The organism is Arthrobacter antioxidans, assembly GCF_023100725.1.
GTDB lineage: Bacteria > Actinomycetota > Actinomycetes > Actinomycetales > Micrococcaceae > Arthrobacter_D > Arthrobacter_D antioxidans.
Window position 1 is genome coordinate 3,223,430 of record NZ_CP095501.1, and the last position, 21,328, is coordinate 3,244,757.

The window sequence follows — 21,328 nt, forward strand, 5'->3', positions numbered from 1 at the left end:
ATGACCCCGCGCACGCCCAGCATCCTCGTGATCAACGGACCCAACCTGAACCTGCTCGGCACACGGGAACCCGACGTCTACGGGACGGCGACGCTCGACGACGTCGTCCGCCTGGCGTCGGACACCGCGAGGGACCGGGGCTGCACCCTCAGCGCGCTGCAGTCCAACCACGAGGGCGAGATCATCGACGCCATCCACGCCGCGCGCGCGACGGCGGACGGCATCGTCATCAACGCCGGGGCCTACACCCACACCTCGATCGCCATCCGCGACGCGCTCGCGGGCGTCGGCCTGCCCGTGGTCGAGGTCCACATCAGCAACGTGCACCGCCGCGAGGCCTTCCGTCACCACTCGTACATCTCCGGCGTGGCCGACGCCGTGATCGTCGGCGCGGGCATCGACGGCTACCGGCTCGCCGTCGACCACCTCGCCCGGGCGCTCACCGCGGCGGCCCCCGACGCCGCAGCGGCACCAGAAATATAGCGGGCCCGTCCCGCCACGACGCCGATCACCCGACCCATAGGGCACGATGGTCCTATGACGGACATCACTCCCGCCGGAAGCACGGCCGCACTGCCCCAGGACCCCGACGCACCCCTGCTCGAGGTGAGGAACCTCGCGGTGAGCTTCCGCACCACGCACGGCGAGGTCCATGCGGTCGAGGACGCCAGCTTCACCCTCCGGCGCGGCAGTGCCCTCGCGATCGTCGGCGAGTCCGGCTCGGGCAAGTCGACGACGGCGATGGCCTGCATCGGCCTGCTGCCGGGCAACGGCAGGGTGACCTCCGGCAGCATCCTGTTCGAGGGCCAGGACCTCACGAGCCTGCCCGAGGCGAAGATGCGCTCGATCCGCGGCCGGGCGATCGGCCTCGTCCCGCAGGACCCGATGTCCAACCTGAACCCGGTGACGAAGATCGGCACGCAGGTCGCCGAGACCCTCCTCGTCCACGAGATGGCCACGAAGAAGAACGTCAAGCAGCGCGTGATCGAGGTCCTCACCGCGGCAGGGCTCCCCGATGCCGGGGAACGCGCCAAGCAGTACCCGCACGAGTTCTCGGGCGGCATGCGCCAGCGGGCGCTCATCGCGATCGGCCTCGCCTGCCAGCCGCGCCTGCTGATCGCCGACGAGCCGACGTCGGCCCTGGACGTGACGGTGCAGCGCACCATCCTGGACCAGATCGAGACCATGACGGAGCAGCTCGGCACGTCGGTGCTCCTCATCACCCACGACCTCGGCCTCGCCGCCGAGCGCGCCTCGCAGCTCGTGGTCATGCACCGCGGGCGGGTCGTGGAGGCCGGACCGGCCGACCAGCTGCTCAACGACCCGCAGCACCCCTACACGCAGTCGCTGGTGCGCGCAGCCCCCAGCGTCGCCGCCGTCCGCCTGAGCCCGGGGGCCTTCACCGCGGACGCCGCGAGCCGGCTGAAGCTCGCCGAGACCGTCTTCGCGGAGCAGGGCACCGGGGCCGACGACGGGCCCGCCGTGGCGAGCCCTCACGCCTCCGGTCCCGCCGCCCACCCCCTCGGCGGCGCCCCTGCGGGGACGTCGTCGTCGGACCGCCCGGCACAGCCCGCCCGTGGCGGGATGCCCGCCTCCCCCGCGAACATCGTCGAGATCCGGGACCTCACGAAGGTGTACAAGCGGCGGGGCAGCAAGGAGGACTTCTACGCGGCGAAGAACGTCACCCTCGACATCCCGCGCGGGCAGACCGTCGCGATCGTCGGCGAGTCCGGCTCGGGCAAGACCACGACGGCGCGCATGCTGCTGAAGCTCATCGAACCGACGTCGGGCACCATGACGTTCGACGGCCTGGACGTCGCGACCCTCGACAAGGCGCAGCTGAGCGACTTCCGGCAGCGCGTGCAGCCCATCTTCCAGGACCCCTACTCCTCGCTGAACCCGATGTTCACGATCGAGCGCATCGTCGAGGAACCCCTCAACGCGTACAGGCGGGGGTCCAAGAAGGAGCGCGCCGCCCGGGTCCGCGAGCTGATGGACCAGGTCTCGCTGCCACAGAACGCCCTGCGCCGCTACCCGGCGGAGCTCTCGGGCGGGCAGCGGCAGCGCGTCGCGATCGCACGCGCCCTCGCGCTGAAGCCGGAACTGATCGTGTGCGACGAGCCGGTCTCGGCGCTCGACGTACTGGTGCAGGCGCAGATCCTGAAGCTCCTCGGCGACCTGCAGTCGGAGCTCGGCCTCAGCTACCTGTTCATCTCGCACGACCTCGCGGTGGTGCGCCTCATCTCGGACTACGTGTGCGTCATGAAGGACGGCGAACTGGTCGAGGCGGCCAGCTCGGAGGAGGTCTTCCAGAACCCCCGCCACCCGTACACGCGGAAGCTGCTCGCGTCCATCCCGGGCAACGAGCTCAACATCGGCGAACTGGCCTCCTGACGTCCCTCACCAGCTGATCCGTTCGAAGGCGTCCCTGAGCCGGCGTCCCCGCTGCGGGTTCAGGGACTCCACCCAGGAGATCCGCCCGGCGAGGTGCGCCCGGAGGTCGGCCTGCCCGCGCCGCTGGGACTCCGGCCCGTGCACGCGGCAGTTGTGGAGGATCGCCCTGAGGGCGTCGTAGTCCGTTCGCGCCACGTTGGTGCGCACGTTCACGACGATGCCGGTCACGGTCTGCCGGACCGGGGCTCCGCCGACCCGGGTCTTGAGCCGGTTCACCGTGTGGCCTTCGGCGACGACGATGCGCTCGACGCCGCGGACGAACGCGTCGGCGCGCCGGGCGAGGGATGCCGGGCCGCTGAAGGAGAGGTCGTCGGCGTACCGCGTGTAGGTGCCCCCGGCCGCGGCGGCCCAGCCGGCCAGCCGGGAGTCGAGGCGCCGGACGGCGAGGTTGGCGAGGGCCGGCGACGACGGCGCCCCCTGCGGCAGATGCGCAGTCCGCAGCGCCCGTCCGAGGGCGAAGCGTTCACCGGCGCTGCCGCCGTCGGGCATCGACCGCAGCACCGCGTCCGGGACCGCGTGCGTGCACAGTCCCGTGAGGGCGTGGGCGGTCGCTTCCGGGAAGCCCGCCTGGCGGAAGACACCGAAGACCCGGCCCGGCGGGACGCGCGCGAAGAAGGCGACCAGGTCGAGGGCGATGACGACGTCGGCGCCCGTGTGGACCGCAGCGCCCGTCCGCGCGCTGCGTCCCGGCACGAAGCCGTGCGCCGCATCGTGCAGCGGCAGCGGGGCGAGGATGTGGTCCAGCACGCGGCGCTGCAGCGTCCGCAGGCGGATCCCGGGGATCTCCAGGAGCCGCGGCACGCGTCCCGGCCGCACGCGCCACTCGTACCGGTAGTGGTGCAGTGCCCGATGCGCGGCACGCCGATTCCAGTGCCGGGTGTCAGCGAACCAGTCGAGCTCCCCGGGCGTGAGTCGCAGCTCCCGCGCGAGCCAGGCGAGGTCCCTCGTGCCCGGCGTCCGGACGGCATCCGCCGACGCCGTGGTCCGAAGCGGGGTCCGCTCCTCCGGGACCGCGGGGAGATGATGGGCCGGACCGATGGGTGTGCCGCGGGCCGACGCCCTGGCGACCGCCTCCGTGAACGCGGGCTGGGCGGCGATCCAGCGGGCCAACTCCCGGGGCGCGCCGTCCGGAGGCCTGGGGTGACCGGAGAGGACACCGCGGACGAGAGGACCCAGCCAGCGCCGTCGCGCGCCCAGGAGGGCGGCACCCGCCACGATCAGCTCCTCCCGCCGCCACTGGGGAGCGGCGAGGAAGGCGTGGGCCAGGAGGAGCGAGAGGCCCGGGACGCCCGGTGCCGGCTCCCGGGCCAGCGTTGCCGAGGCCGGTGTCGGCCGTGGGGACGGCCTGCCGCGCCCGCCGCCATCCCGCGCCGTGGCGGGACGCATCCGGTCGTCGTCGCCCGTCGTCGGACCGGTCCTGTCCATGGTTTCCCCCCTCTGAACCCGCACGTGCCGCCGCGCGGTGGTGCGACGGACCCCGGCCGACCTGTCCCTCTGTTCGGGCGCTGAGCTGCGCGGAGCGCAGGCGGGCGCCTGAGGCGCCCTGTGCTGGTCGGTCTGCGTGCCCCGGGGTTGCCCCGGAGAGGAACGCGCACTGCGTACGCGTCCCGCCTCGGCCGGGATCCGTCGCTGCCACCCTAGCAAGCGGTCCCGGCCCGTCCCTGGACCGGCTCCCGCCCGGCGCATAGATTGGCGGCACACGACGACGGGGGTCATCATGAGCGGGCGCGGCACCATGAGCGGCACGACGACGGCCGGCGGCTGGCCCGCGCTCCGGGTCGAGGACTGGCAGGACACCCGGGCCACGCTGCACATGTGGTGCCAGGTCGTCGGCAAGATCCGGATGGCCCACGCTCCCCTCGTCAACCACTGGTGGCAGGTGCCGTTCTACGTGACGCCGCGCGGCTGGGGGACGTCGTCGATCCCCTACGGCAACGGCATGTTCGACCTGGAGTTCGACGTCGTGAACCACCGCCTGCTGGTGCGCACCAGTGCGGGTGTGGACCGCAGCGTCCCTCTCGAGCCGCAGTCCGTGGCCCGGTTCCACGAGCGGACCATGGCGGCGCTGGCCGGGGTGGGGATCGATGCCCCGATCCGGCCGGTCCCCACGGAGGTGGATCCGGCGGTGCCCTTCGCCGAGGACCGCGACCACGCCTCCTACGATCCCGCCGCCGTGACGGCGTTCTGGCTCCAGCTCGTCCAGGCCGAGCGGGTCCTCACGCGCTTCAGGGCCGAGTTCCTCGGCAAGGTGAGCCCGGTGCACTTCTTCTGGGGAGGCATGGACCTCGCCTGCACGCGGTTCTCCGGGCGGCCCGCGCCCACCCATCCCGGGGGCGCCCCGAACTGCGCGGACTGGGTCATGGAGGAGGGCTACTCCCACGAGCTCTCGAGCTGCGGGTTCTGGCCCGGCGGCGGCGAGGAGGGCGCGTTCTACTCGTACGCCTACCCCGAACCCGAGGGCTACCGGGACGCGCCCGTCGACGTCGGGGGCGCGTTCTACAGTGCCGAGTTCCGCCAGTTCCTGCTGCCCTACGAAGCCGTCCGCACGGCTGCCGACCCGGATGCGGTGCTGCTCGCCTTCCTGCGGGCCACCTACGCCGCGGCAGCGACGACGGGCGGCTGGGACGCCGGCCTCCTGACGGACCCCCGGCGGCTGGACGTGCACGCCCGCTGAGCGCCCGGGACATGGGAAGCGGCCATCGGCCCGGGGGCTGATGGCCGCTTCCGCAGCGGACCCGGCTACTTCTTGCGGGTCTTCGGGTCGAGCGCCTCGCGCAGGGACTCCCCCAGCAGGGTGAAGCCCAGCGCCGTGATGACGATGCACGCACCCGGGAGGAAGGCGAGCTGCGGCGCGACCCCGAGCTCCGCCTGCGCGTAGGTGAGCATGCGTCCCCACTCAGCGGTCTGCGGCAGCCCGCCGCCGAGGCCGAGGAAGGCCAGCGCGGCGGCGTCGATCACGGCGGTGGCGAGGCTGAGGGTGGCCTGCACGATCACGGGACCCATGCTGTTCGGCAGCAGGTGGCTCATCGTGATCGTCCGGCGGCTGAGGCCCAGGGTCCGCGCCGCGAGGATGTAGTCGGCGCCCCGCTGCGACAGCATCGTGGAGCGCAGGAGCCTTGCGAAGATGGGGATCTGCGAGACGCCGATGGCGATCATGATCGCGTAGGTGCTCTGGCCCAGCATCGCGGCGATACTGACGGCGAGGAGGAGGCTGGGGACGGACAGCAGGATGTCCACGAACCGCATGATCGCGCTGTCCACCCAGCCGCCGAGGCCCCCGGCCAGGACGCCGAGCAGCATCCCGCCCGCGAGGCCGAGCGCCGTCGAGACGACGCCGATCAGCAGCGATGCCCGGGCGCCCCAGATGAGCTTGCTGACGACGTCCCCGCCGAAGCGGTCGAGTCCCAGCGGGAATCCGTCGATCTCGCCCGGACCCGGAATGGTGGTGGGGGTGATCGACGTGCGTCCCGGGAGCTCGTCGCCGCCATAGGGCGCGAGGATCGGCGCGAGGATGGCCACGAGCAGGAAGAGCCCGATGATGACGGCGCCGACGATCGCCTGCGGGTTCCGGCGCAGCCGGAGGTAGGCGTCCTTCCACAGGCCGGTGCCGCGCCCGGTGTCGATGGCGGGATCGTTCGGGGCCACGGAGCCGTCGGCGGCGGGCGGCAGGATGGTACTCATTGCACACGCACCCTCGGGTCGATGACGGAGTAGGAGAGGTCGACGATCAGGTTGATCAGCGCGTAGAGGACGGCGATGAAGATGATGAAGCCCTGGAGGACCGGGTAGTCGAGCCCGAAGATGGCGTCCCGCAGGAACCGGCCGATGCCGTTGAAGGCGAAGACCGTCTCGGTCAGCACCGCGCCGGAGATGAGCAGGCCCAGCTGGAGGCCGATGGTCGTGACGACGGGGAGCATCGCATTCCGCAGGATGAAGCTGCCGCGGATGGTGCTCTCCTTCAGTCCCTTGGCCCGGGCGGTGCGCACGTAGTCGGCGTTCTGCACCTCCAGGACCGAGGCGCGTGTGATGCGGACGATGATCGCGAGCGGGATGGTGCCGAGGGCGAGTCCGGGCAGGATCAGGTGCAGGAAGGCGTCCCAGGCGGCGTCGTACTCGCCGGTCAGCAGGCCGTCCAGCACGTAGAACTGCGTGTAGTGCGTGGCATCCATCCGCGGGTCCTGCCGCCCGTCCGGGGGCAGGAGCGACCACTGGATGGCGAACAGGTACTTGAGGATGAACGCGAGGAAGAAGACCGGCACCGTGATGCCGATCAGGCTGAGGACCACCGAGCTGTGGTCGATGAACCGGCCGTTGTGCCGCGCTGCGAGGTACCCGAGGGGCACGCCGACGCCGACGGCGAAGATCAGGGCGATGACCGTCAGTTCGATGGTCGCCGGGAACCGGGTGGCGAATTCCTCGAGCACGGGGCGCCCGGTGTTGATCGAGACCCCGAAGTCCCCCTGGAACAGCTTGCCCATGTAGGTCAGGTACTGGGTGATCAGAGGGCGGTCGAACCCGTACAGCTCGTTGATCCGGGCGATGGCCTCCGGGGTGGCCTTCTCCCCGAGGAGGGCTGTGGCCGGGCCGCCCGGGAGATTGCGCACCCACAGGAACAGCAGGATGGACAGGCCGAACAGGGTGGGGATGAGCAGGGCTAGCCGCTTACCGATGACGCGTAACACTGGGGATCCTTCCGGGTGAACCGGGATGCCGGGCGGGTGTGTCGCAGCGCGGGCCGACCACCGGGATCAGTGGCCGGCCCGCGCTGCGTGGTACTGCTACTCGCTCAGCTCGATGTCCGTGAAGACCTCGTCGTTGACGGGGCTCGCCGGGTAGGAGGTCACGCGCGGCGCGAAGGCCAGCGATGGAGCGGGGTGGGCGAGCGGGATGGCCGGGTTGAACTCGGCGATCTGCTCGTTGATCTCCTTGTACTTCTCGGTCTGCTCGTCACGATCGCTCATCCCACGGGCCTCGTCGAGGGCCGCGAAGAGCTCGGGGTTGTCGAAGCCGAACTCCTGCTTCTCCTGGCCGAAGAAGACGCCGATGAAGTTGTCGGTGTCGTTGTAGTCGCCGGTCCAGCCGAGCAGGTGCAGGCCGTGGTCGGGTGTCGCCTGGATCTGGTTCAGGTAATCGGGGGACCAGGCGGCGGGAGCGGGCTCGACCGTGATGCCGACATCCGCGAGCTGGGCCTGCAGGTTGGTGAAGACCTCCTCGGGTGTCGGCATGTACGGACGGGAGACGTTCGTCGGGTAGTTGAACGTCACCTCGAAGCCGTCGGGGTAGCCCGCCTCGGCGAGCAGTTCCTTGGCGCGCTCGGGGTCGAAGTCGTAGGTGGTGACGTCCTCGTTGTACCCGTCGACGACGTCGGGGATGAACTGCGTGGCGACCTTGGTGCCTTCGGGCAGGGTCTGCGCCACGAGGGCTTCCTTGTCGATCGCGTGGGCGATGGCCTCGCGGACCTTCGGGTCCTCGAGCTCGGGGATGGCCTGGTTCATGCCCAGGTAGAGGATGGTGAAGGGGTCACGCGCGGTGATGTTGTAGCCGGCGTCCTTCAGGGACTGCGTGTCGGCGGGAGCGACGAGGTCGTAGCCGTCGATGTCCCCGGCCTCGAGGGCCTGGCGGCGTGCCTGCGGGTTGTCGATGATGCGGAAGATCGTCTTGGTGATCTGGCCCTTGTCGCCCCAGTACTCGTCGTAGATCGAGAGCTCGAGCTGCTGGCCGACGTCCCACGAATCGAACTTGAAGGGGCCCGTGCCGACGGGGTGGCCGAGGGCGTATTCGCTCAGCGACGGGGCTTCGGCCGTGCCGCCGATCTCGTCGGCCGAGTACTCCTCGAGCGCCGTCGGGCTCTGCATCCCGAAGGCCGGCAGCGACAGCGCGGGGATGAATCCGGCGAACGGCTTGGCCAGGTTGATGGTGACTTCGTTGTCTCCATTGGCCTCGCAGGACTCGTAGATGGCGTTCTCGGGGCTGTCGGCGAAGCCACGGAACAGCGACCCGTAGTAGTACGACGTCGACTCCGCCTGCTGGATGCCGGTCCAGTTGTACCAGCGGTCGAAGTTGAAGCAGACGGCCTCGGCGTTGAACGGCGTGCCGTCGTGGAAGGTGACGCCCTCCTTGAGCTGGAAGACCGTGGACAGGCCGTCCTCGGCGGTCTCCCAGGACTCCGCGAGCAGCGGGGCGGGGTCGGCGGTGCCGGGTTCCACACCCACGAGGCCCTCGAAGATCTGCCGGCTGACGCGGAAGGACTCGCCGTCGCTCGCGAAGGCGGGGTCGAGCGACTTCGGGTCGGAGGATGCGGCGAAGACGAAGGTGGAGTCGATGGCGGAGTCGCCCTCGGCGCCGGTGTCCTCCTCGCGCTGGCTCTGGACGCAGCCTGTGAGGAGGAGTGCGGCGATGGAGATTCCCGCGGTGAGCGCAGCGCGTTTCCTCGCGAAACCTGCGCCGCGCACGGATGTGCCTCGGTTAGACATGTAGTACTCCCTGGTGACGAGTGATTCCTGGCGGAAGTGCCGGTATCCCGGAGGATCGCGACGACGAACGCGCTGATAGGTGTGACGAGCCTAACTTCCGGAAGGGGCGCAAACAGTATTTCGGGGGTCGAGGTGGTTACGATTTGGTATCGTCGGCGCGTCGAGCCGACCCGCCGGCGGGCCGTGCCCGCGGACCAGGAGGACCCATGACGGAGACGGAAGCGACCACCGCCGAGCGTTACCGCCGCTTCGCCGAGGTGGAGGCGCGGGGCTACTCGCCGCTGTACGACGAGTGGTGCACGGGGATCAGCGGCGACGACGACGTCCTCGGCCGCCTCGACACCCTGCCGCCCCACCGCCGCCAGCCGGTCCTGTTCCTCGGTGCCGCACGCTTCGTCGGGGTGCCGCTGGGCGACTACTCCGCCTTCCGTGCCTTCGTCCTCGCCGAGTGGGCGTCCATCCGTGCGGTCATGGAGAGCCGGACCACCCAGACCAACGAGGCCGGACGGTGCGCCGTCCTGCTTCCGCTCCTCGCCGCCATCAGTGCCGAGGAGGGCCGGCCGCTCGCCCTCATCGAGGTCGGCGCCTCCGCCGGAGCCTGCCTCTACCCCGATCGGTACGCGTACTCCTACACCCCGGGGCCGGCGCTCGCACCGAGCACCGGCTCGCCGGTCCCTCCCCTCGAGTGCGCGGTATCGGGGGACGTACCGCTGCCCGCGCGGCTGCCGGAGGTCGTCTGGCGGGCCGGGATCGACCTGAATCCGCTCGACGCCCGGAACGAGGACGATGTCCGGTGGCTCGAGGCGCTCGTCTGGCCGGAGCACGGCTTCCGCGCCGAGCGGCTCCGCGCCGCCCTCGGCGTGGTCCGCGCCGATCCGCCGCTGCTCGTCCGCGGTGACCTGAACGAGCACATCGGGCCGCTCGTCGAGCGCGCTCCGCGGGACGCCGTCGTCGTCGTGTTCCACAGCGCGGTGCTCGCCTATCTCGACCAGGCGGGCCGGGACCGCTTCGCCGGGACCATGCTGGGGCTGGCGGCGGACCGGACCCGCCCGGTCCACTGGCTGTCCCACGAAGGCCATCGCACACTCACCGGAGTGCCCGGCGCCATGCAGCCGGCGCCCGGCGAGCAGGACGGACTGTTCGTGCTGCAGCACAACGGCCGGTCGGTGGCCCGGACCGGTCCGCACGGGCAGTCCATCACCTGGCTCCAGCCGTCCCGGTCAGGTGCCTAGCCGCGCGTGCACTGCCCCGCGGAGACGGTGTCGTCCAGGCTCCCGGCGCTCTCGGCGATGGGGCGCAGCTCCGCGAGGGAGAGCGCGTAGCCCACGGGCGCATCCGCCGTGGACTTCGCGAAGACGACCCCCGCCACACGACCCTGCAGGTCCAGCAGCGGACCCCCCGAGTTCCCCTGCTGGACGTTGGCGGCGAGGCTGTAGATCTGCAAGGGCCGGGGGTCCGCGCCGTAGATGTTGTTGACGAGCACGGGCGAGATGCCCTGCACGCTCGCCGGCTGGATCCGGTAGGGGCCGCCCGCGGGGTAGCCGGCGAACGCCGCCGTCGCCCCGCTCGCGAGCTCCTCCCCGAGGGTCAGCGGAGGGGCCTGCAGGCCGTCGACGGCGATCACGGCGACGTCCCGCACGGTCTCGAGCTGCACCACCCGGCCCGGCAGCGCGCCGCCGCCCGGCACTTCCACGACGGGGCGGTCGACGCCGGCCACGACGTGCGCGTTCGTGATGACCCGCCCGGGCGCGATGACGAAGCCCGAGCCGGTCTGGTTCTGCCCGCACTGGAAGGCCGTGCCGGTGATGCGGACCACGGAGGCCCCCGCGGCGGCGAGTTCGGGCGTGTCCACCGAGGCGTCGGGCACCTCGGCGGGGGTGGCGGGTCCCACGCTCTCGAGGATGGTGGGGATGCCGTCGTCGACCGCGATGGACCGCAGCTGGGCCATCCAGGTGCGGACGGGCCCGGGCGTCGCCGTGTCGATGGTCCGGATGACCTGTGAGGAGGCGAGCTGCTGGGACAGGAACGGGACCCCCAGGGTCCCGACGCTGAAGGCGAGCATCGACAGGACCAGGGCGGCGACGACGACGTTCACCACCCCGCCGAGGATGCGGTCGATGAGGCGCAGGGGCGGGAAGTCGGACCAGCGGCGGATGGACGCTCCGAGGGCGGAGCCGACGCCCTGCCCCACGATGATGAGCACGATGACCGTGCCGATGACCGCGATCAGGCGCCATGGATTGTCCGGCACCCACCCGCTGACCAGGGGGACGGCGAAGAAGGCGGCAACGGCTCCGGCGACGAAGCCGGCGATCCCGCCGAGGGTGACGAGGAACCCGTTGCGGAGCCCGGCGACCAGATAGCCGAGGAGGACCACCACCAGGATGATGTCGAGGAGGGTGAACTCCCCGAGGCTGACTTCCGGCACGTACGTTCTCCCCTGGCTATGGCCGCGGGACGGCTGCGCAGGTCCCGGCACTGCGTGCGATTCTAGCTGCGAAGTTTGGGAGAAGGCGGGGAGTCCCACCCCTTCCGGCCCGCAATACGGACCGGAAGGGGTGTATCAGTCGTCACAACCGCTCAGGTACGGCAAGATGGACAGGGGAAGACAGCGGGGACCGCCGCGGAACGACGCACTATAGACGCATCAGGAGAATTAATGGACATCGAGGTACTGCGCCGGGCACCCCTCTTCGCATCACTGGGAGACGACGTCTTCGCCGCACTCACGGACGAGCTGATCGAAGTCGATCTGCCCCGCGGGTCGTCGGTCTTCCGCGAGGGCGATCAGGGCGATCAGCTGTACTTCATCGTCTCCGGCAAGATCAAGCTCGGGCGCACGGCACAGGACGGCCGTGAGAACCTCCTCGCGATCCTCGGCCCCGGGGAGCTGTTCGGTGAGATGGCGCTCTTCGATCCGAGCCCGCGCACCGCGACCGCGACCGCCGTGTCCGAGACGCGCCTGGCCGGGCTGAAGAACGAGAACCTGCGGGCGCTGCTCGAGACGCGCCCCGAGGTCTCGGCCCAGCTGCTGCAGGCCCTGGCCCGCCGCCTCCGCCGCACCAACGAATCACTAGCCGACCTCGTGTTCTCGGACGTGCCGGGCCGCGTGGCCAAGGCCCTGCTCGACCTCGCGGACCGATTCGGCCGGCCCGCCACGGACGGCATCCTCGTGGCCCACGAACTCACGCAGGAGGAACTGGCACAGCTCGTGGGTGCTTCCCGCGAGACGGTCAACAAGGCCCTGGCCGAGTTCGTCCAGCGCGGCTGGCTCCGCCTGGAGGCACGCGCCGTCGTCATCCTCGACATCCAGCGGCTGCGCCAGCGCAGCCGCTGAGCGTCGGCGTCTCCTGGGCACCCTCTCCCGTTCCCCGAGTGCGCAGCCGTGGCGGGTGTTCGGCGCCAGGACCCATCACACGTGGACACTCGAGGCGCGGCCGCCGGTGCTAGCCGTGTGATGACGCCCGGCGCAGCGCGTCCGGCTGCGCGGCACCTCCGATGCCGCGACGAGGGCGAAGGACAGACCACTGATCGACGGCGGCAGATCGGTGCGGCGGGTCAACACCCCGGTCCACTACGGGTTCCCGCGGGAGGGTGAATGTCCACAGGAGAACGCGGTGACTGCGCAGCTACGGTCGGTCCACGACGACGACGCCCACCCCACGTGCCAACGAGCCGAGGACAAGGGCCCGGGACGGAACCGTCAGCGCCCGCGCTGAACCGACCCGCCCTCGGTGAGCTTGGGGCACTCGACCTGCAGCATGAGGTTGCCGTCGTGGTCGGAGAGCTCCGGGTGGTACAGCTTCACGGGCCGCTTGTGGGACAGGTAGGCGATGCAGCCGCGTGAGGAGCCGATCTTCTCGAGGATGATCTCCACGGCCGGCACCGCGAGCTCACTGAGCGTGCAGCCCACGGTGTTCGGCTGGCTCACCTCGTCACCGAGCCGCGTGGTGTCGCGGTCGGCCACCTCCTGGGCGGCCCAGCGCCATTCGCCCCAGACGCCCTTGCTCTCGAGGATGCTCGGTTCCTGGTTCACGGGCTGCGCGGCCGCGAAGTAGTGGGTGTCGAACCGGCGGTGGGCGAAGTCAGGGGTGACCCAGTGCGAGAGCGGCTTGATGAGGTCGGTCCTGACGCCGAGGCCACGGCGGGTGAGGATGTCCGTGAACCGGCATTCCCCCTCGTTGATGGCCTCGCGCGCCTTCATCCACTCCCTGGCCTGGGTGCCCTCGACCATCGACGACGCATCGGGTCCGGCCAGCAGCACGCCGGTCTCCTCGAAGAGCTCTCGGATGGCACACAGCACGTGGCGCCGCGCCACCCGGTGGTCCTCGACGCCCAGCGTCTTCGCCCACATGGACGGCGTGGGGCCGTACCAGGGGATCTCGTCGTCGTCGGACTCCTCGACACTGCCGCCCGGGAAGCCGATGACCCCCAGCGGGGACTGCCCCCGCCGGTAGGACAGGTAGGTCTCGGTGCCGATCGCGCTGTCGCGCAACAGGACCACGGACGACGCCGCGCGGGCCTTGAGGGGTGTGCGCTCCCCGTGTTCGACCCAGCTCTCCGCTGCCGACCGCTGGTCCGGGTGGACGGGGAAGAACCTGGTGCTGAGACGGTCCACGGCCTAGACGAACTCCGCGATGATCTCGACCTCGACGGGCGAGTCGAGGGGGAGGACGGCCACGCCGACGGCGGAGCGGGCGTGCACGCCGGCGTCGCCGAGCACGGTACCGAGGAGGTCCGACGCGCCGTTGATCACGCCCGGCTGACCGGTGAACGAGGGGTCCGAGGCGACGAAGCCCACCACCTTCACGATCCGCGTGATGCGCTCGAGGTCGCCGATCTCGCTCTTGATCGCGGCCAGGGCGTTGACTGCGCAGATCGACGCGAGGGTGGTGGCGGTCGCGGCGTCGACACCCGCACCGACCTTGCCCGAAGCTGGGAGTTTGCCGTCAATGAAGGGGAGCTGCCCCGAGGTGTAGACGTGGTTGCCGCTCACGACGGCGGGAACGTAGGAGGCCACGGGCGGGACGACGGCGGGCAGAGTGATCCCGAGGTCGGCGAGACGTGCCTCGACCCCCGAGATCACCGGATTCCCTGCGGACACTGCTAGCTCTTCTCCCTTTTGAGGTAGGCGACGAGGCCGTTGCCGTCGGGCCCGGGAACCACCTGGACGAGCTCCCATCCGTCGTCGCCCCACTGATCGAGGATCTGCTTCGTCGCGTGGATGATGAGCGGAATCGTGGAGTACTCCCATTTCGTCATGAAGAAAGCGTAGCGCGTGCTTGTAAACTGGAATAATGGCTGCGCGCAAATCACCCCTGTTCGACACGGCGACCACTCTCGGCAAGATCATCGCGTTCCTCGGAATCAGCTGCCTTGCCGGTGTGCTCGCCGCAGGTCTCCTCGTGCCCGTGGCTGCCGCCGCCGGAACGGGGGCCTCCGCGTCGATCGAGTTCTTCGAGGAACTGCCGGCCGAGCTCGAGCGCGAGGCGCTGGCGCAACCGACCAGGATCGAGGCCGCCGACGGGGCGCTCATCGCGACGCTGTTCGAGGAGAACCGTCAGCCGATCACCCTCGACCAGGTGTCGCCGACCATGCAGGACGCGCTGATCTCGATCGAGGACTACCGCTACTACGATCACGGCGGCGTGGACCTCGAGGGCATCCTGGGCGCGATCGCCAGCAACGTCTCGAGCGGGACGAGCCGCGGAGCGTCCACCATCACGCAGCAGTTCGTCAACAATGTGCTGATCGACTCCGCCCGGCAGAACGGCGGGACGATCACCCTGAGCGGCGGCGGGAAGTCGGTGGGCGACAAGCTGCGCGAGATGAAGCTCGCCATCGCCGTCGAGAAGGAGCTCTCGAAGGAGGAGATCCTCGAGGGCTACCTCAACATCGTCCCGTTCAGCGGGAACACCTACGGCGTCCAGGCTGCGTCGAAGTACTTCTTCGATGTTGACGCGAAGGATCTCAACATCCCGCAGAGCGCACTGCTGGCCGGACTCGTCAACGGCCCGAGCGCCTACAGCCCCACGGAGAACCCCGAGGGTGCGCTCCAGCGCCGCAACCTCGTCATCAACTCCATGCTCACGCGCGGCAAGATCACGCAGGAGGAACACGACGCCGCCATCGCCACGGATCTCGGGCTGAACGTCACCCCGACCTTGAGCGGGTGCGTCGGCGCGGCCCAGGCGCCCTACTTCTGCGACTACGTCTCCCACCTCATCCTCAACGATCCCGCCTACGGCGAGACCGTGGAGGACCGCGAGAAGGTGCTGTACCGTTCCGGACTCACGATCAGGACGACCCTCGACACGCGCGTGCAGGCCGCGGCGCAGACCGCGGTCAACGAGACGGCGGATCCGGACACCACCGACGGCTCGGTGGGGCATTCCATGACCAGCATCGAGCCAGGGACCGGCAACATCCTCTCCATGGCGCAGAACACCCGGTACATCCCGGGAGAAGCCGCCGGCGACTCCGTGCTGAACTTCAACGTGGACCAGTACCAGGGCGGGGATCCCGCGAAGAGCCTGGGCGGCGTGGGCGGCTTCCAGCCGGGTTCGACGTTCAAGCCCTTCACCGTGGCCGCCTGGGTGGACTCGGGCCGCTCCCTCAACACCGCGATCGACGGCCGGAAGCGCACCTACCCCGAGGGCGACAGGTGGCCGGCGAGCTGCCTGCGCGGCGGCGCCTACACCGTGCTGACCGACGACGGCAGTGGGTACACGCCGCAGAACTACGGCGACACCAACTACGGGACCTTCACGGTCCTCCGGGGTCTGGCCCAGTCCTACAACACCATCACCATGGAGACCGCCCGCCAGCTGGACATGTGCAGGATCTTCGACATCGCGTACGACATGGGTGTGCACAACGGAAAGAGCGCCGGCGGAGAACCGGAGCGGCTCGACGTCCTCGCGCCCGGCCTGATCGGCGGCGTCCAGGACGTCGCCCCGCTGTCCATGGCGACCGCGTTCGCAGGTTTCGCGGCCGAGGGCAATGTCTGCCAGCCCCGCGCCCTCACCGAGGTGACCGCCGCCGACGGCACGAGCTACCCCGTTGCCCCGGTCGACTGCACGCAGGCCGTGTCGAAGGAGACCGCGCGGGGCGTGAACTACGCGACCCAGGAGGTCATCGAGAGCGGTTCCGGCCAGGAGCTCGAGTTCGGGGACATCCCGATGGCCGGCAAGACGGGCACCAACGACCAGCGGTCGCAGACCTGGTTCATGGGCTACAACTCGGGCATGGCGACCGCGAGCTGGATCGGGAACTGGAAGGAAGGCAACACCTCCCTCAGCGGCCTCCAGATCGGCGGGCGCACCTACCCGGAGATCGACGGCTCGCTCATCGCGGGCCCCTCCTGGGCACGCTTCATGCAGCAGATTCCCGACCTGCACGTGGGGGAGTCCTTCGTGGATCCCCCGTCCAGGATGATCAACGGCACGCAGCGCGGTACCACGCCGGGCACGAACAACCGCGGGACTGGCACGCGTGGCTCCACCGGTGGTACCACTGGAGGAACAACCGGCAACAACGGCACTGGAGGAAACGGCTAGCGTGACATCGACTCAGACATCCCGGAGCGGGGCACCGCTCGGCTGGGCGGCAGGCCTCACCCTGACCGCCGCGGCCGCGACCCTCGCCTACGCTTCGACCGTCGAGCGCACGCTGTACGAGGTGAGGGAGGAGACCCTTCCCATCCTCCCGCCGGGCGCCGCTCCCCTGCGGGTCCTGCACCTCTCGGACATCCACATGGTGCCGGGGCAGAAGTCCAAGTCGGACTGGCTGCTCGGCCTCGCGAGCCTGAAGCCGGATCTCGTGGTCAACACCGGTGACAACCTCAGCCACCGGAAGGCCGTGGGCCCCCTCCTCGACGCGCTCGAGCCGCTGCTGAAGGTTCCCGGGGTCTTCGTCCCGGGGTCCAACGACTACTATGCGCCGGCGCTCAAGAATCCACTGCGCTACTTCGCGGGTCCGTCGATCACGCCCAAGGAGTCGGCACCGAAGGATCTGCCCTGGGCGGACCTGTTCAGCGCGTTCGGGGCGGCCGGCTGGGTGGACCTCACGAACCGGTCCCAGTCGATCGGCTTCCGGGGCATGCGCATCGACTTCACGGGTGTCGACGATCCGCACCTCGACCGCGACCGGTACGTGCCCTACCCCTCCGGGAGCAGCACCTCCGCCCAGGCGCCGCACATCAGGGTGGCCGTCGCCCACGCGCCCTACCAGCGCGTCCTGGACTACTTCACGGTTGGTGGCGCGGACCTCATCCTCGCCGGGCACACGCACGGCGGCCAGGTCTGCGTCCCGGGGTACGGTGCCCTCGTCAGCAACTGCGATCTGCCGACCTGGCGTGCACGGGGACTCACGCAGTGGGAGTCGGACGGGCGCTCCGTCCCGCTCAACGTCTCGGCGGGCATCGGGACCTCACGCTTCGCGCCGATCCGGTTCGCCTGCCGGCCCGAAGCCGTGCTCCTGACGCTCACTCCCGGGAACGGGAGCTAGCCGGCACCCGCCTGCTTCTTCGGGTGCCACGGCTGTGACCGGCGTTACAGCAGCCGTGGCCTAGGATCGTTGCTGAGGGACACCAACAACCATCGATCACCGAAGAGTTGGCATGAAGAACCAGAACACGCTGTGGGAATCGCTCGGCCGCCTGTACCCGCACGTCAAGCCCATCGTTCCCCGACTGATCCTCGGGCTGCTGTGCGCGCTCGGCGCAAGCCTCATGGCGCTCGCGATCCCCCAGGTGCTGCGCGTCCTCATCAACGACGCCCTGGCCGAGGGCGGGTCCGCCCGCACGGTCTGGATCGCGTCCGGGGTCGTCCTGCTCCTCGGCGTCCTCGAGGCCACCTTCGTGGCCCTGCGACGCCAGTTCGTCATCACGCCGGCGACGACGGTCGAGACGAACATGCGCACGTCCTTCTACCGCCACCTGCAGAACCTGACCGTCGAGTTCCACGACCGCTGGGGCAGCGGGCAGCTCCTCTCCCGTGCGATGAGCGATCTCAACCTGATGCGGCGATGGATGGCCTTCGGGCTCATCATGCTGGTGGTCACGTCGCTGACCGTGGTGATCGGCGTCGTCATCATGTTCTTCATGAGCTGGATCCTGGCCCTGATCTTCCTCGCGGCCGCCGTGCCGCTGATGGTCTACGGCTACCGCTTCCGGACCTCCTACAGCCGTGTGTCCCGCAAGAGCCAGGACCAGGCCGGCGACCTCGCGACGACGGTCGAGGAATCCGTCCACGGCATCCGCGTCCTCAAGGCGTTCGGCCGCAGCCAGGAGGCCCTCGACGACTTCGAGGAGCAGGCCGAGGAGCTCCGCCAGACCGAGATCTACAAGGCGAAGGCCCTCGCGAACTTCTCCATGGTCGTCACGCTGCTGCCCGAGCTCGCCCTCGGCGCGTCCCTCGTGGTCGGGGTGATGCTGGCCGCGAACGGCGACGTCAGCATCGGCGCCCTCGTGGCCTTCTTCGCGACCGCCGCCGCGGTGGCCGGCCCCGTCGAGTTCATCGGCCCGCTGCTCGCCATGACCTTCACGGCGAAGACGGCCATCGACAGGCACTACGAGGTCATGGAGTCGGAGAACACCATCACCGACCCGGCCACGCCCGTGCACCTCGAGGCGCCCCGCGGCGACGTCGTGTTCGACGCCGTCCACTTCCGCTACCCCGACGCGCAAAAGGACACCGGCGACGTGATCGACGGCGTCGACCTGACCCTCCGCGCGGGCGAGACCATGGCCCTGGTCGGGGTGACCGGGTGCGGGAAGAGCACGCTCCTGCAGCTCGTCCCCCGCCTGCACGACGTCACGGCCGGCAGTATCACGATCGACGGCGTGGACCTCAGGCAGTTCACGCTCGGCGAGCTGCGGACCCTCGTGGCGGTCGCCTTCGAGGACACCACGCTGTTCTCGAACTCGGTCCGGGACAACGTCCTCATGGGCTCCGACGCCACGGGCGCCGAGGCCGAGCGGATCCTCGCCGAGGCGCTCGAGGTGGCGCAGGCGCGGTTCGCGTACGAGCTGCCCGAGGGGCTCGACACGCTCATCGGCGAGGAGGGCCTCAGCCTGTCCGGGGGCCAGCGCCAGCGCATCGCCCTGGCCCGCGCGATCGCCGCGCAGCCGACCGTCCTGGTCCTCGACGACCCGCTGTCCGCGCTCGACGTCGCCACCGAGGAGCGCGTCGAGGTGGGGCTCCGCGCCATGCTCCGCGCCACCACGACGCTCATCGTGGCCCACCGGCCGTCCACCGTCGCCCTGGCCGACCGGGTGGCCCTCATGCAGGACGGGCGGATCGCCGACGTCGGCACGCACTCCGAGCTGCTCGCCCGCAGCGACCACTACCGCTACGTCATCGCCAGCCTCGACGACGAGGAGATCGCCCAGCTCGGGCGCACCGGTGGATCCACGCACGACGACGAGGAGGCGCTGGCATGAGCCGCACCACGGCCGCGCCCGGCGAGGCGCCGAAGGACAGGGACGGGCAGGGGACCACCTCCGCCGGTGTCCTCAACGAGGACGACGTCCTCCTCGACCGGGCGCAGAGCAAGTCCGTGCGGTCGCGGTCCTTCCGCCTCCTCGGTTCGCTGATCCGGCCCAACCGCCGGCAGTTCATCTGGACCGTCCTGCTGGTCGTGATCTCGCAGGCGGCCCGGGTGGCCGGACCGGCGATCATCGCGTTCGGCATCGACCGCGCGCTGCCCGCCCTCATGGCGGGGGATCCCCGCCTGCTGTGGTTCGCCGGCGGCACCTACCTCCTGGCGGCCGTGCTCGCCTCGGTCCTCACGGCGGGGTACGTGCGGGCGACGGCGCAGCTGAGCCAGGCCATGCTGCTCGACCTCCGGGTGCGGGTCTTCCGGCACACGCAGCGCCTCAGCCTGGAGTTCCACGAGAAGTACACCTCGGGGCGCATCATCTCCCGGCAGACCTCGGATCTCGAGGCGCTCCGGGAGCTGCTCGATTCGGGCGTGAGCTCGCTGGCGTCCGGCGCCATCTTCATGCTGTTCACCGCCGTGACGATCTTCGCCCTCGACTGGCGGACGGGCCTGCTGATCCTGGCCGCGGCGATCCCCATGTTCTTCCTCGCCCGCTGGTACCAGAAGCACTCGCAGATCGCCTACCGGGAGTCCCGCGTGGTGTCGGCGAAGCTGATCGTCCACTTCATCGAGACGATGACCGGCATCCGCGCCGTCAAGGCGTTCCGCCGCGAGACGGTCAACGCCGACCGCTACGACGAGCTGGCGGAGGACTACCGCCTGGTCACGGTCCGCTCCATCAACCTCAACGGCGTCTTCCAGCCCGGGCTCGTGCTGATCGGCAACGTGACCGTCGCCGTCGTCCTCGTCTTCGGCGGCTTCCGGGTCCTCGGCGGGACGCTGGAGGTCGGGGCGCTGCTGGCGCTGCTGCTCTACAGCAAGCGGTTCTTCCAGCCCGTGGACCAGATGGCCATGTTCTACAACTCCTTCCAGTCCGCCGCCGCGGCGCTGGAGAAGGTCTCGGGCCTGCTCGAGGAGGTCCCCACCGTGCGCCCGCCGAAGCACCCGGTGTCCCTCCCCCATCCCCGGGGCGCCGTCGAATTCCGCGCCGTCGAATTCCGCTACGGCACCGGACCCGTGGTGCTGCCACGCCTGGACCTGGCCATCCACGCCGGGCAGACCGTGGCCCTCGTGGGCCAGACGGGTGCCGGCAAGTCCACGCTGGCCAAGCTCATCGCGCGGTTCTACGACGTGTCCGAGGGCAGCCTCACGCTCGACGACGTCGACCTCCGCGATCTCGCGCCGACAGACCTGCGGCGCGCCGTCGTCATGGTGACGCAGGAGGCCTTCCTCTTCAGCGGGTCCGTGGCGGACAACATCGCCCTCGGCAGACCCGAGGCCGGCCGCGAGGAGATCGTCGCGGCAGCCCGTGCCGTGGGCGCCGAGGAGTTCATCCTGGAGCTGCCCGAGGGCTTCGACACCGACGTCAACAAGCGCGGAGGGCGCGTCTCGGCGGGGCAGCGGCAGCTCATCAGCTTCGCCCGCGCGTTCCTCGCCGACCCGGCCGTCCTCATCCTCGACGAGGCGACGTCGTCCCTGGACATCCCGAGCGAGCGCCTGGTGCAGGAGGGCCTGCAGAAGCTGCTCGGGAACCGCACGGCGCTGATCATCGCGCACCGGCTCTCCACCGTGGCCATCGCCGACCGCGTGCTCGTGGTCCACGACGGCCGGGTGGTGGAGGACGGGACGCCCGCCGAGCTCATCGGCGGCACGGGGCGCTTCGCGACGCTGCACGCGGCGTGGAAGGACTCGCTCGTCTGACACCGGCCCGCGGAGCAGGTGCCGGTTTTCCTCGCCGCTGATCCTCCGCTATCCTTGGACAGTTGCTGTTCGGGAGGTCCGCCTTCCAGCGAGCGACA

Annotated in this window: 17 protein-coding genes; 9 read left to right on the plus strand and 8 right to left on the minus strand. The window is 70.3% G+C overall.

The window, feature by feature from the left end; translation table 11 throughout:
- The gene (gene aroQ / locus MWM45_RS14920) at window positions 1-483 is read left to right on the plus strand and encodes a type II 3-dehydroquinate dehydratase (protein WP_247827111.1); all 483 of its coding nucleotides are present in this window, start codon (window positions 1-3) and stop codon (window positions 481-483) included.
- 54 nt (window positions 484-537) lie between these two features.
- Window positions 538-2,394, plus strand: a complete 1,857-nt coding sequence (locus tag MWM45_RS14925; protein WP_247827112.1) for a dipeptide ABC transporter ATP-binding protein — start codon at window positions 538-540, stop codon at window positions 2,392-2,394.
- 6 nt (window positions 2,395-2,400) lie between these two features.
- Here MWM45_RS14925 and MWM45_RS14930 read toward each other — a convergent pair whose 3' ends face one another.
- On the minus strand, window positions 2,401-3,879 hold the full coding sequence (locus tag MWM45_RS14930; protein ID WP_247827113.1) for a reverse transcriptase family protein: 1,479 nt from the start codon (window positions 3,877-3,879) through the stop codon (window positions 2,401-2,403).
- 292 nt (window positions 3,880-4,171) lie between these two features.
- Here MWM45_RS14930 and MWM45_RS14935 point away from each other — a divergent pair, with 292 nt between their 5' ends.
- A complete protein-coding gene (locus MWM45_RS14935; RefSeq protein WP_247827114.1) occupies window positions 4,172-5,128 on the plus strand; it encodes a DUF5996 family protein in 957 nt (318 codons plus the stop codon).
- A 65-nt stretch (window positions 5,129-5,193) separates the two neighbouring features.
- Here MWM45_RS14935 and MWM45_RS14940 read toward each other — a convergent pair whose 3' ends face one another.
- The 3 genes from MWM45_RS14940 to MWM45_RS14950 all read right to left on the minus strand — a co-directional run bounded on the left by MWM45_RS14940 (window position 5,194) and on the right by MWM45_RS14950 (window position 8,927).
- Window positions 5,194-6,135: an ABC transporter permease gene (locus tag MWM45_RS14940; protein ID WP_247827115.1), complete on the minus strand. Its 942-nt coding sequence runs from the start codon at window positions 6,133-6,135 to the stop codon at window positions 5,194-5,196.
- Entirely contained in the window at window positions 6,132-7,136 is a 1,005-nt protein-coding gene (locus MWM45_RS14945) for an ABC transporter permease (protein ID WP_247827116.1), read from the minus strand. Before MWM45_RS14945 ends, MWM45_RS14940 begins: the two co-directional genes overlap by 4 nt.
- A 96-nt stretch (window positions 7,137-7,232) precedes the next feature.
- Complete coding sequence (locus tag MWM45_RS14950; RefSeq protein WP_247827117.1) at window positions 7,233-8,927, minus strand: ABC transporter substrate-binding protein; 1,695 nt, start codon at window positions 8,925-8,927, stop codon at window positions 7,233-7,235.
- A gap of 206 nt (window positions 8,928-9,133) precedes the next feature.
- Between MWM45_RS14950 and MWM45_RS14955 the strand changes: the two genes are divergently transcribed.
- Window positions 9,134-10,159, plus strand: coding sequence for a DUF2332 domain-containing protein (locus MWM45_RS14955; RefSeq protein WP_247827118.1), 1,026 nt, complete (start codon window positions 9,134-9,136; stop codon window positions 10,157-10,159).
- On the opposite strand, the gene MWM45_RS14960 is transcribed toward MWM45_RS14955, so the two are convergent.
- Window positions 10,156-11,355 carry a MarP family serine protease gene (locus tag MWM45_RS14960; RefSeq protein WP_247827119.1) on the minus strand — a complete coding sequence of 400 codons (1,200 nt, stop codon included), beginning with the start codon at window positions 11,353-11,355 and terminating at the stop codon, window positions 10,156-10,158. The two genes, MWM45_RS14955 and MWM45_RS14960, sit on opposite strands and share 4 nt — an antisense overlap.
- A 231-nt stretch (window positions 11,356-11,586) precedes the next feature.
- Here MWM45_RS14960 and MWM45_RS14965 point away from each other — a divergent pair, with 231 nt between their 5' ends.
- A complete protein-coding gene (locus MWM45_RS14965; RefSeq protein WP_043441798.1) occupies window positions 11,587-12,264 on the plus strand; it encodes a Crp/Fnr family transcriptional regulator in 678 nt (225 codons plus the stop codon).
- Between the two features lie 366 nt (window positions 12,265-12,630).
- On the opposite strand, the gene MWM45_RS14970 is transcribed toward MWM45_RS14965, so the two are convergent.
- Genes MWM45_RS14970 through MWM45_RS14980 form a run of 3 tightly spaced genes read right to left on the minus strand, consistent with a single transcriptional unit; the run spans window position 12,631 to window position 14,189 of the window.
- Complete coding sequence (locus MWM45_RS14970) at window positions 12,631-13,545, minus strand: NUDIX hydrolase (protein WP_247827120.1); 915 nt, start codon at window positions 13,543-13,545, stop codon at window positions 12,631-12,633.
- Between the two features lie 3 nt (window positions 13,546-13,548).
- The gene (locus tag MWM45_RS14975; RefSeq protein ID WP_418909775.1) at window positions 13,549-14,010 is read right to left on the minus strand and encodes a RidA family protein; all 462 of its coding nucleotides are present in this window, start codon (window positions 14,008-14,010) and stop codon (window positions 13,549-13,551) included.
- A 23-nt stretch (window positions 14,011-14,033) separates the two neighbouring features.
- A complete protein-coding gene (locus MWM45_RS14980) occupies window positions 14,034-14,189 on the minus strand; it encodes a Sp36 family protein (protein WP_137370103.1) in 156 nt (51 codons plus the stop codon).
- Between the two features lie 35 nt (window positions 14,190-14,224).
- Between MWM45_RS14980 and MWM45_RS14985 the strand changes: the two genes are divergently transcribed.
- The 4 genes from MWM45_RS14985 to MWM45_RS15000 all read left to right on the plus strand — a co-directional run bounded on the left by MWM45_RS14985 (window position 14,225) and on the right by MWM45_RS15000 (window position 21,230).
- The gene (locus MWM45_RS14985) at window positions 14,225-16,486 is read left to right on the plus strand and encodes a transglycosylase domain-containing protein (RefSeq protein WP_247827122.1); all 2,262 of its coding nucleotides are present in this window, start codon (window positions 14,225-14,227) and stop codon (window positions 16,484-16,486) included.
- A 1-nt stretch (window position 16,487) separates the two neighbouring features.
- Window positions 16,488-17,435, plus strand: coding sequence for a metallophosphoesterase (locus MWM45_RS14990; RefSeq protein WP_418909701.1), 948 nt, complete (start codon window positions 16,488-16,490; stop codon window positions 17,433-17,435).
- A gap of 112 nt (window positions 17,436-17,547) precedes the next feature.
- Complete coding sequence (locus MWM45_RS14995; protein ID WP_247827123.1) at window positions 17,548-19,371, plus strand: ABC transporter ATP-binding protein; 1,824 nt, start codon at window positions 17,548-17,550, stop codon at window positions 19,369-19,371.
- The gene (locus MWM45_RS15000) at window positions 19,368-21,230 is read left to right on the plus strand and encodes an ABC transporter ATP-binding protein (protein ID WP_247827124.1); all 1,863 of its coding nucleotides are present in this window, start codon (window positions 19,368-19,370) and stop codon (window positions 21,228-21,230) included. Before MWM45_RS14995 ends, MWM45_RS15000 begins: the two co-directional genes overlap by 4 nt.
- The last annotated feature ends 98 nt before the right edge of the window (window positions 21,231-21,328 follow it).

Bases quoted from the DNA above. Each gene is read 5' to 3' on its own strand.
- aroQ (WP_247827111.1), top strand. From the start codon at position 1: ATGACCCCGCGCACGCCCAGCATCCTCGTGATCAACGGACCCAACCTG.
- MWM45_RS14925 (WP_247827112.1), top strand. From the start codon at position 538: ATGACGGACATCACTCCCGCCGGAAGCACGGCCGCACTGCCCCAGGAC.
- MWM45_RS14930 (WP_247827113.1), bottom strand. From the start codon at position 3,879: ATGGACAGGACCGGTCCGACGACGGGCGACGACGACCGGATGCGTCCC.
- MWM45_RS14935 (WP_247827114.1), top strand. From the start codon at position 4,172: ATGAGCGGGCGCGGCACCATGAGCGGCACGACGACGGCCGGCGGCTGG.
- MWM45_RS14940 (WP_247827115.1), bottom strand. From the start codon at position 6,135: ATGAGTACCATCCTGCCGCCCGCCGCCGACGGCTCCGTGGCCCCGAAC.
- MWM45_RS14950 (WP_247827117.1), bottom strand. From the start codon at position 8,927: ATGTCTAACCGAGGCACATCCGTGCGCGGCGCAGGTTTCGCGAGGAAA.
- MWM45_RS14955 (WP_247827118.1), top strand. From the start codon at position 9,134: ATGACGGAGACGGAAGCGACCACCGCCGAGCGTTACCGCCGCTTCGCC.
- MWM45_RS14965 (WP_043441798.1), top strand. From the start codon at position 11,587: ATGGACATCGAGGTACTGCGCCGGGCACCCCTCTTCGCATCACTGGGA.
- MWM45_RS14980 (WP_137370103.1), bottom strand. From the start codon at position 14,189: ATGACGAAATGGGAGTACTCCACGATTCCGCTCATCATCCACGCGACG.
- MWM45_RS14985 (WP_247827122.1), top strand. From the start codon at position 14,225: ATGGCTGCGCGCAAATCACCCCTGTTCGACACGGCGACCACTCTCGGC.
- MWM45_RS14995 (WP_247827123.1), top strand. From the start codon at position 17,548: ATGAAGAACCAGAACACGCTGTGGGAATCGCTCGGCCGCCTGTACCCG.
- MWM45_RS15000 (WP_247827124.1), top strand. From the start codon at position 19,368: ATGAGCCGCACCACGGCCGCGCCCGGCGAGGCGCCGAAGGACAGGGAC.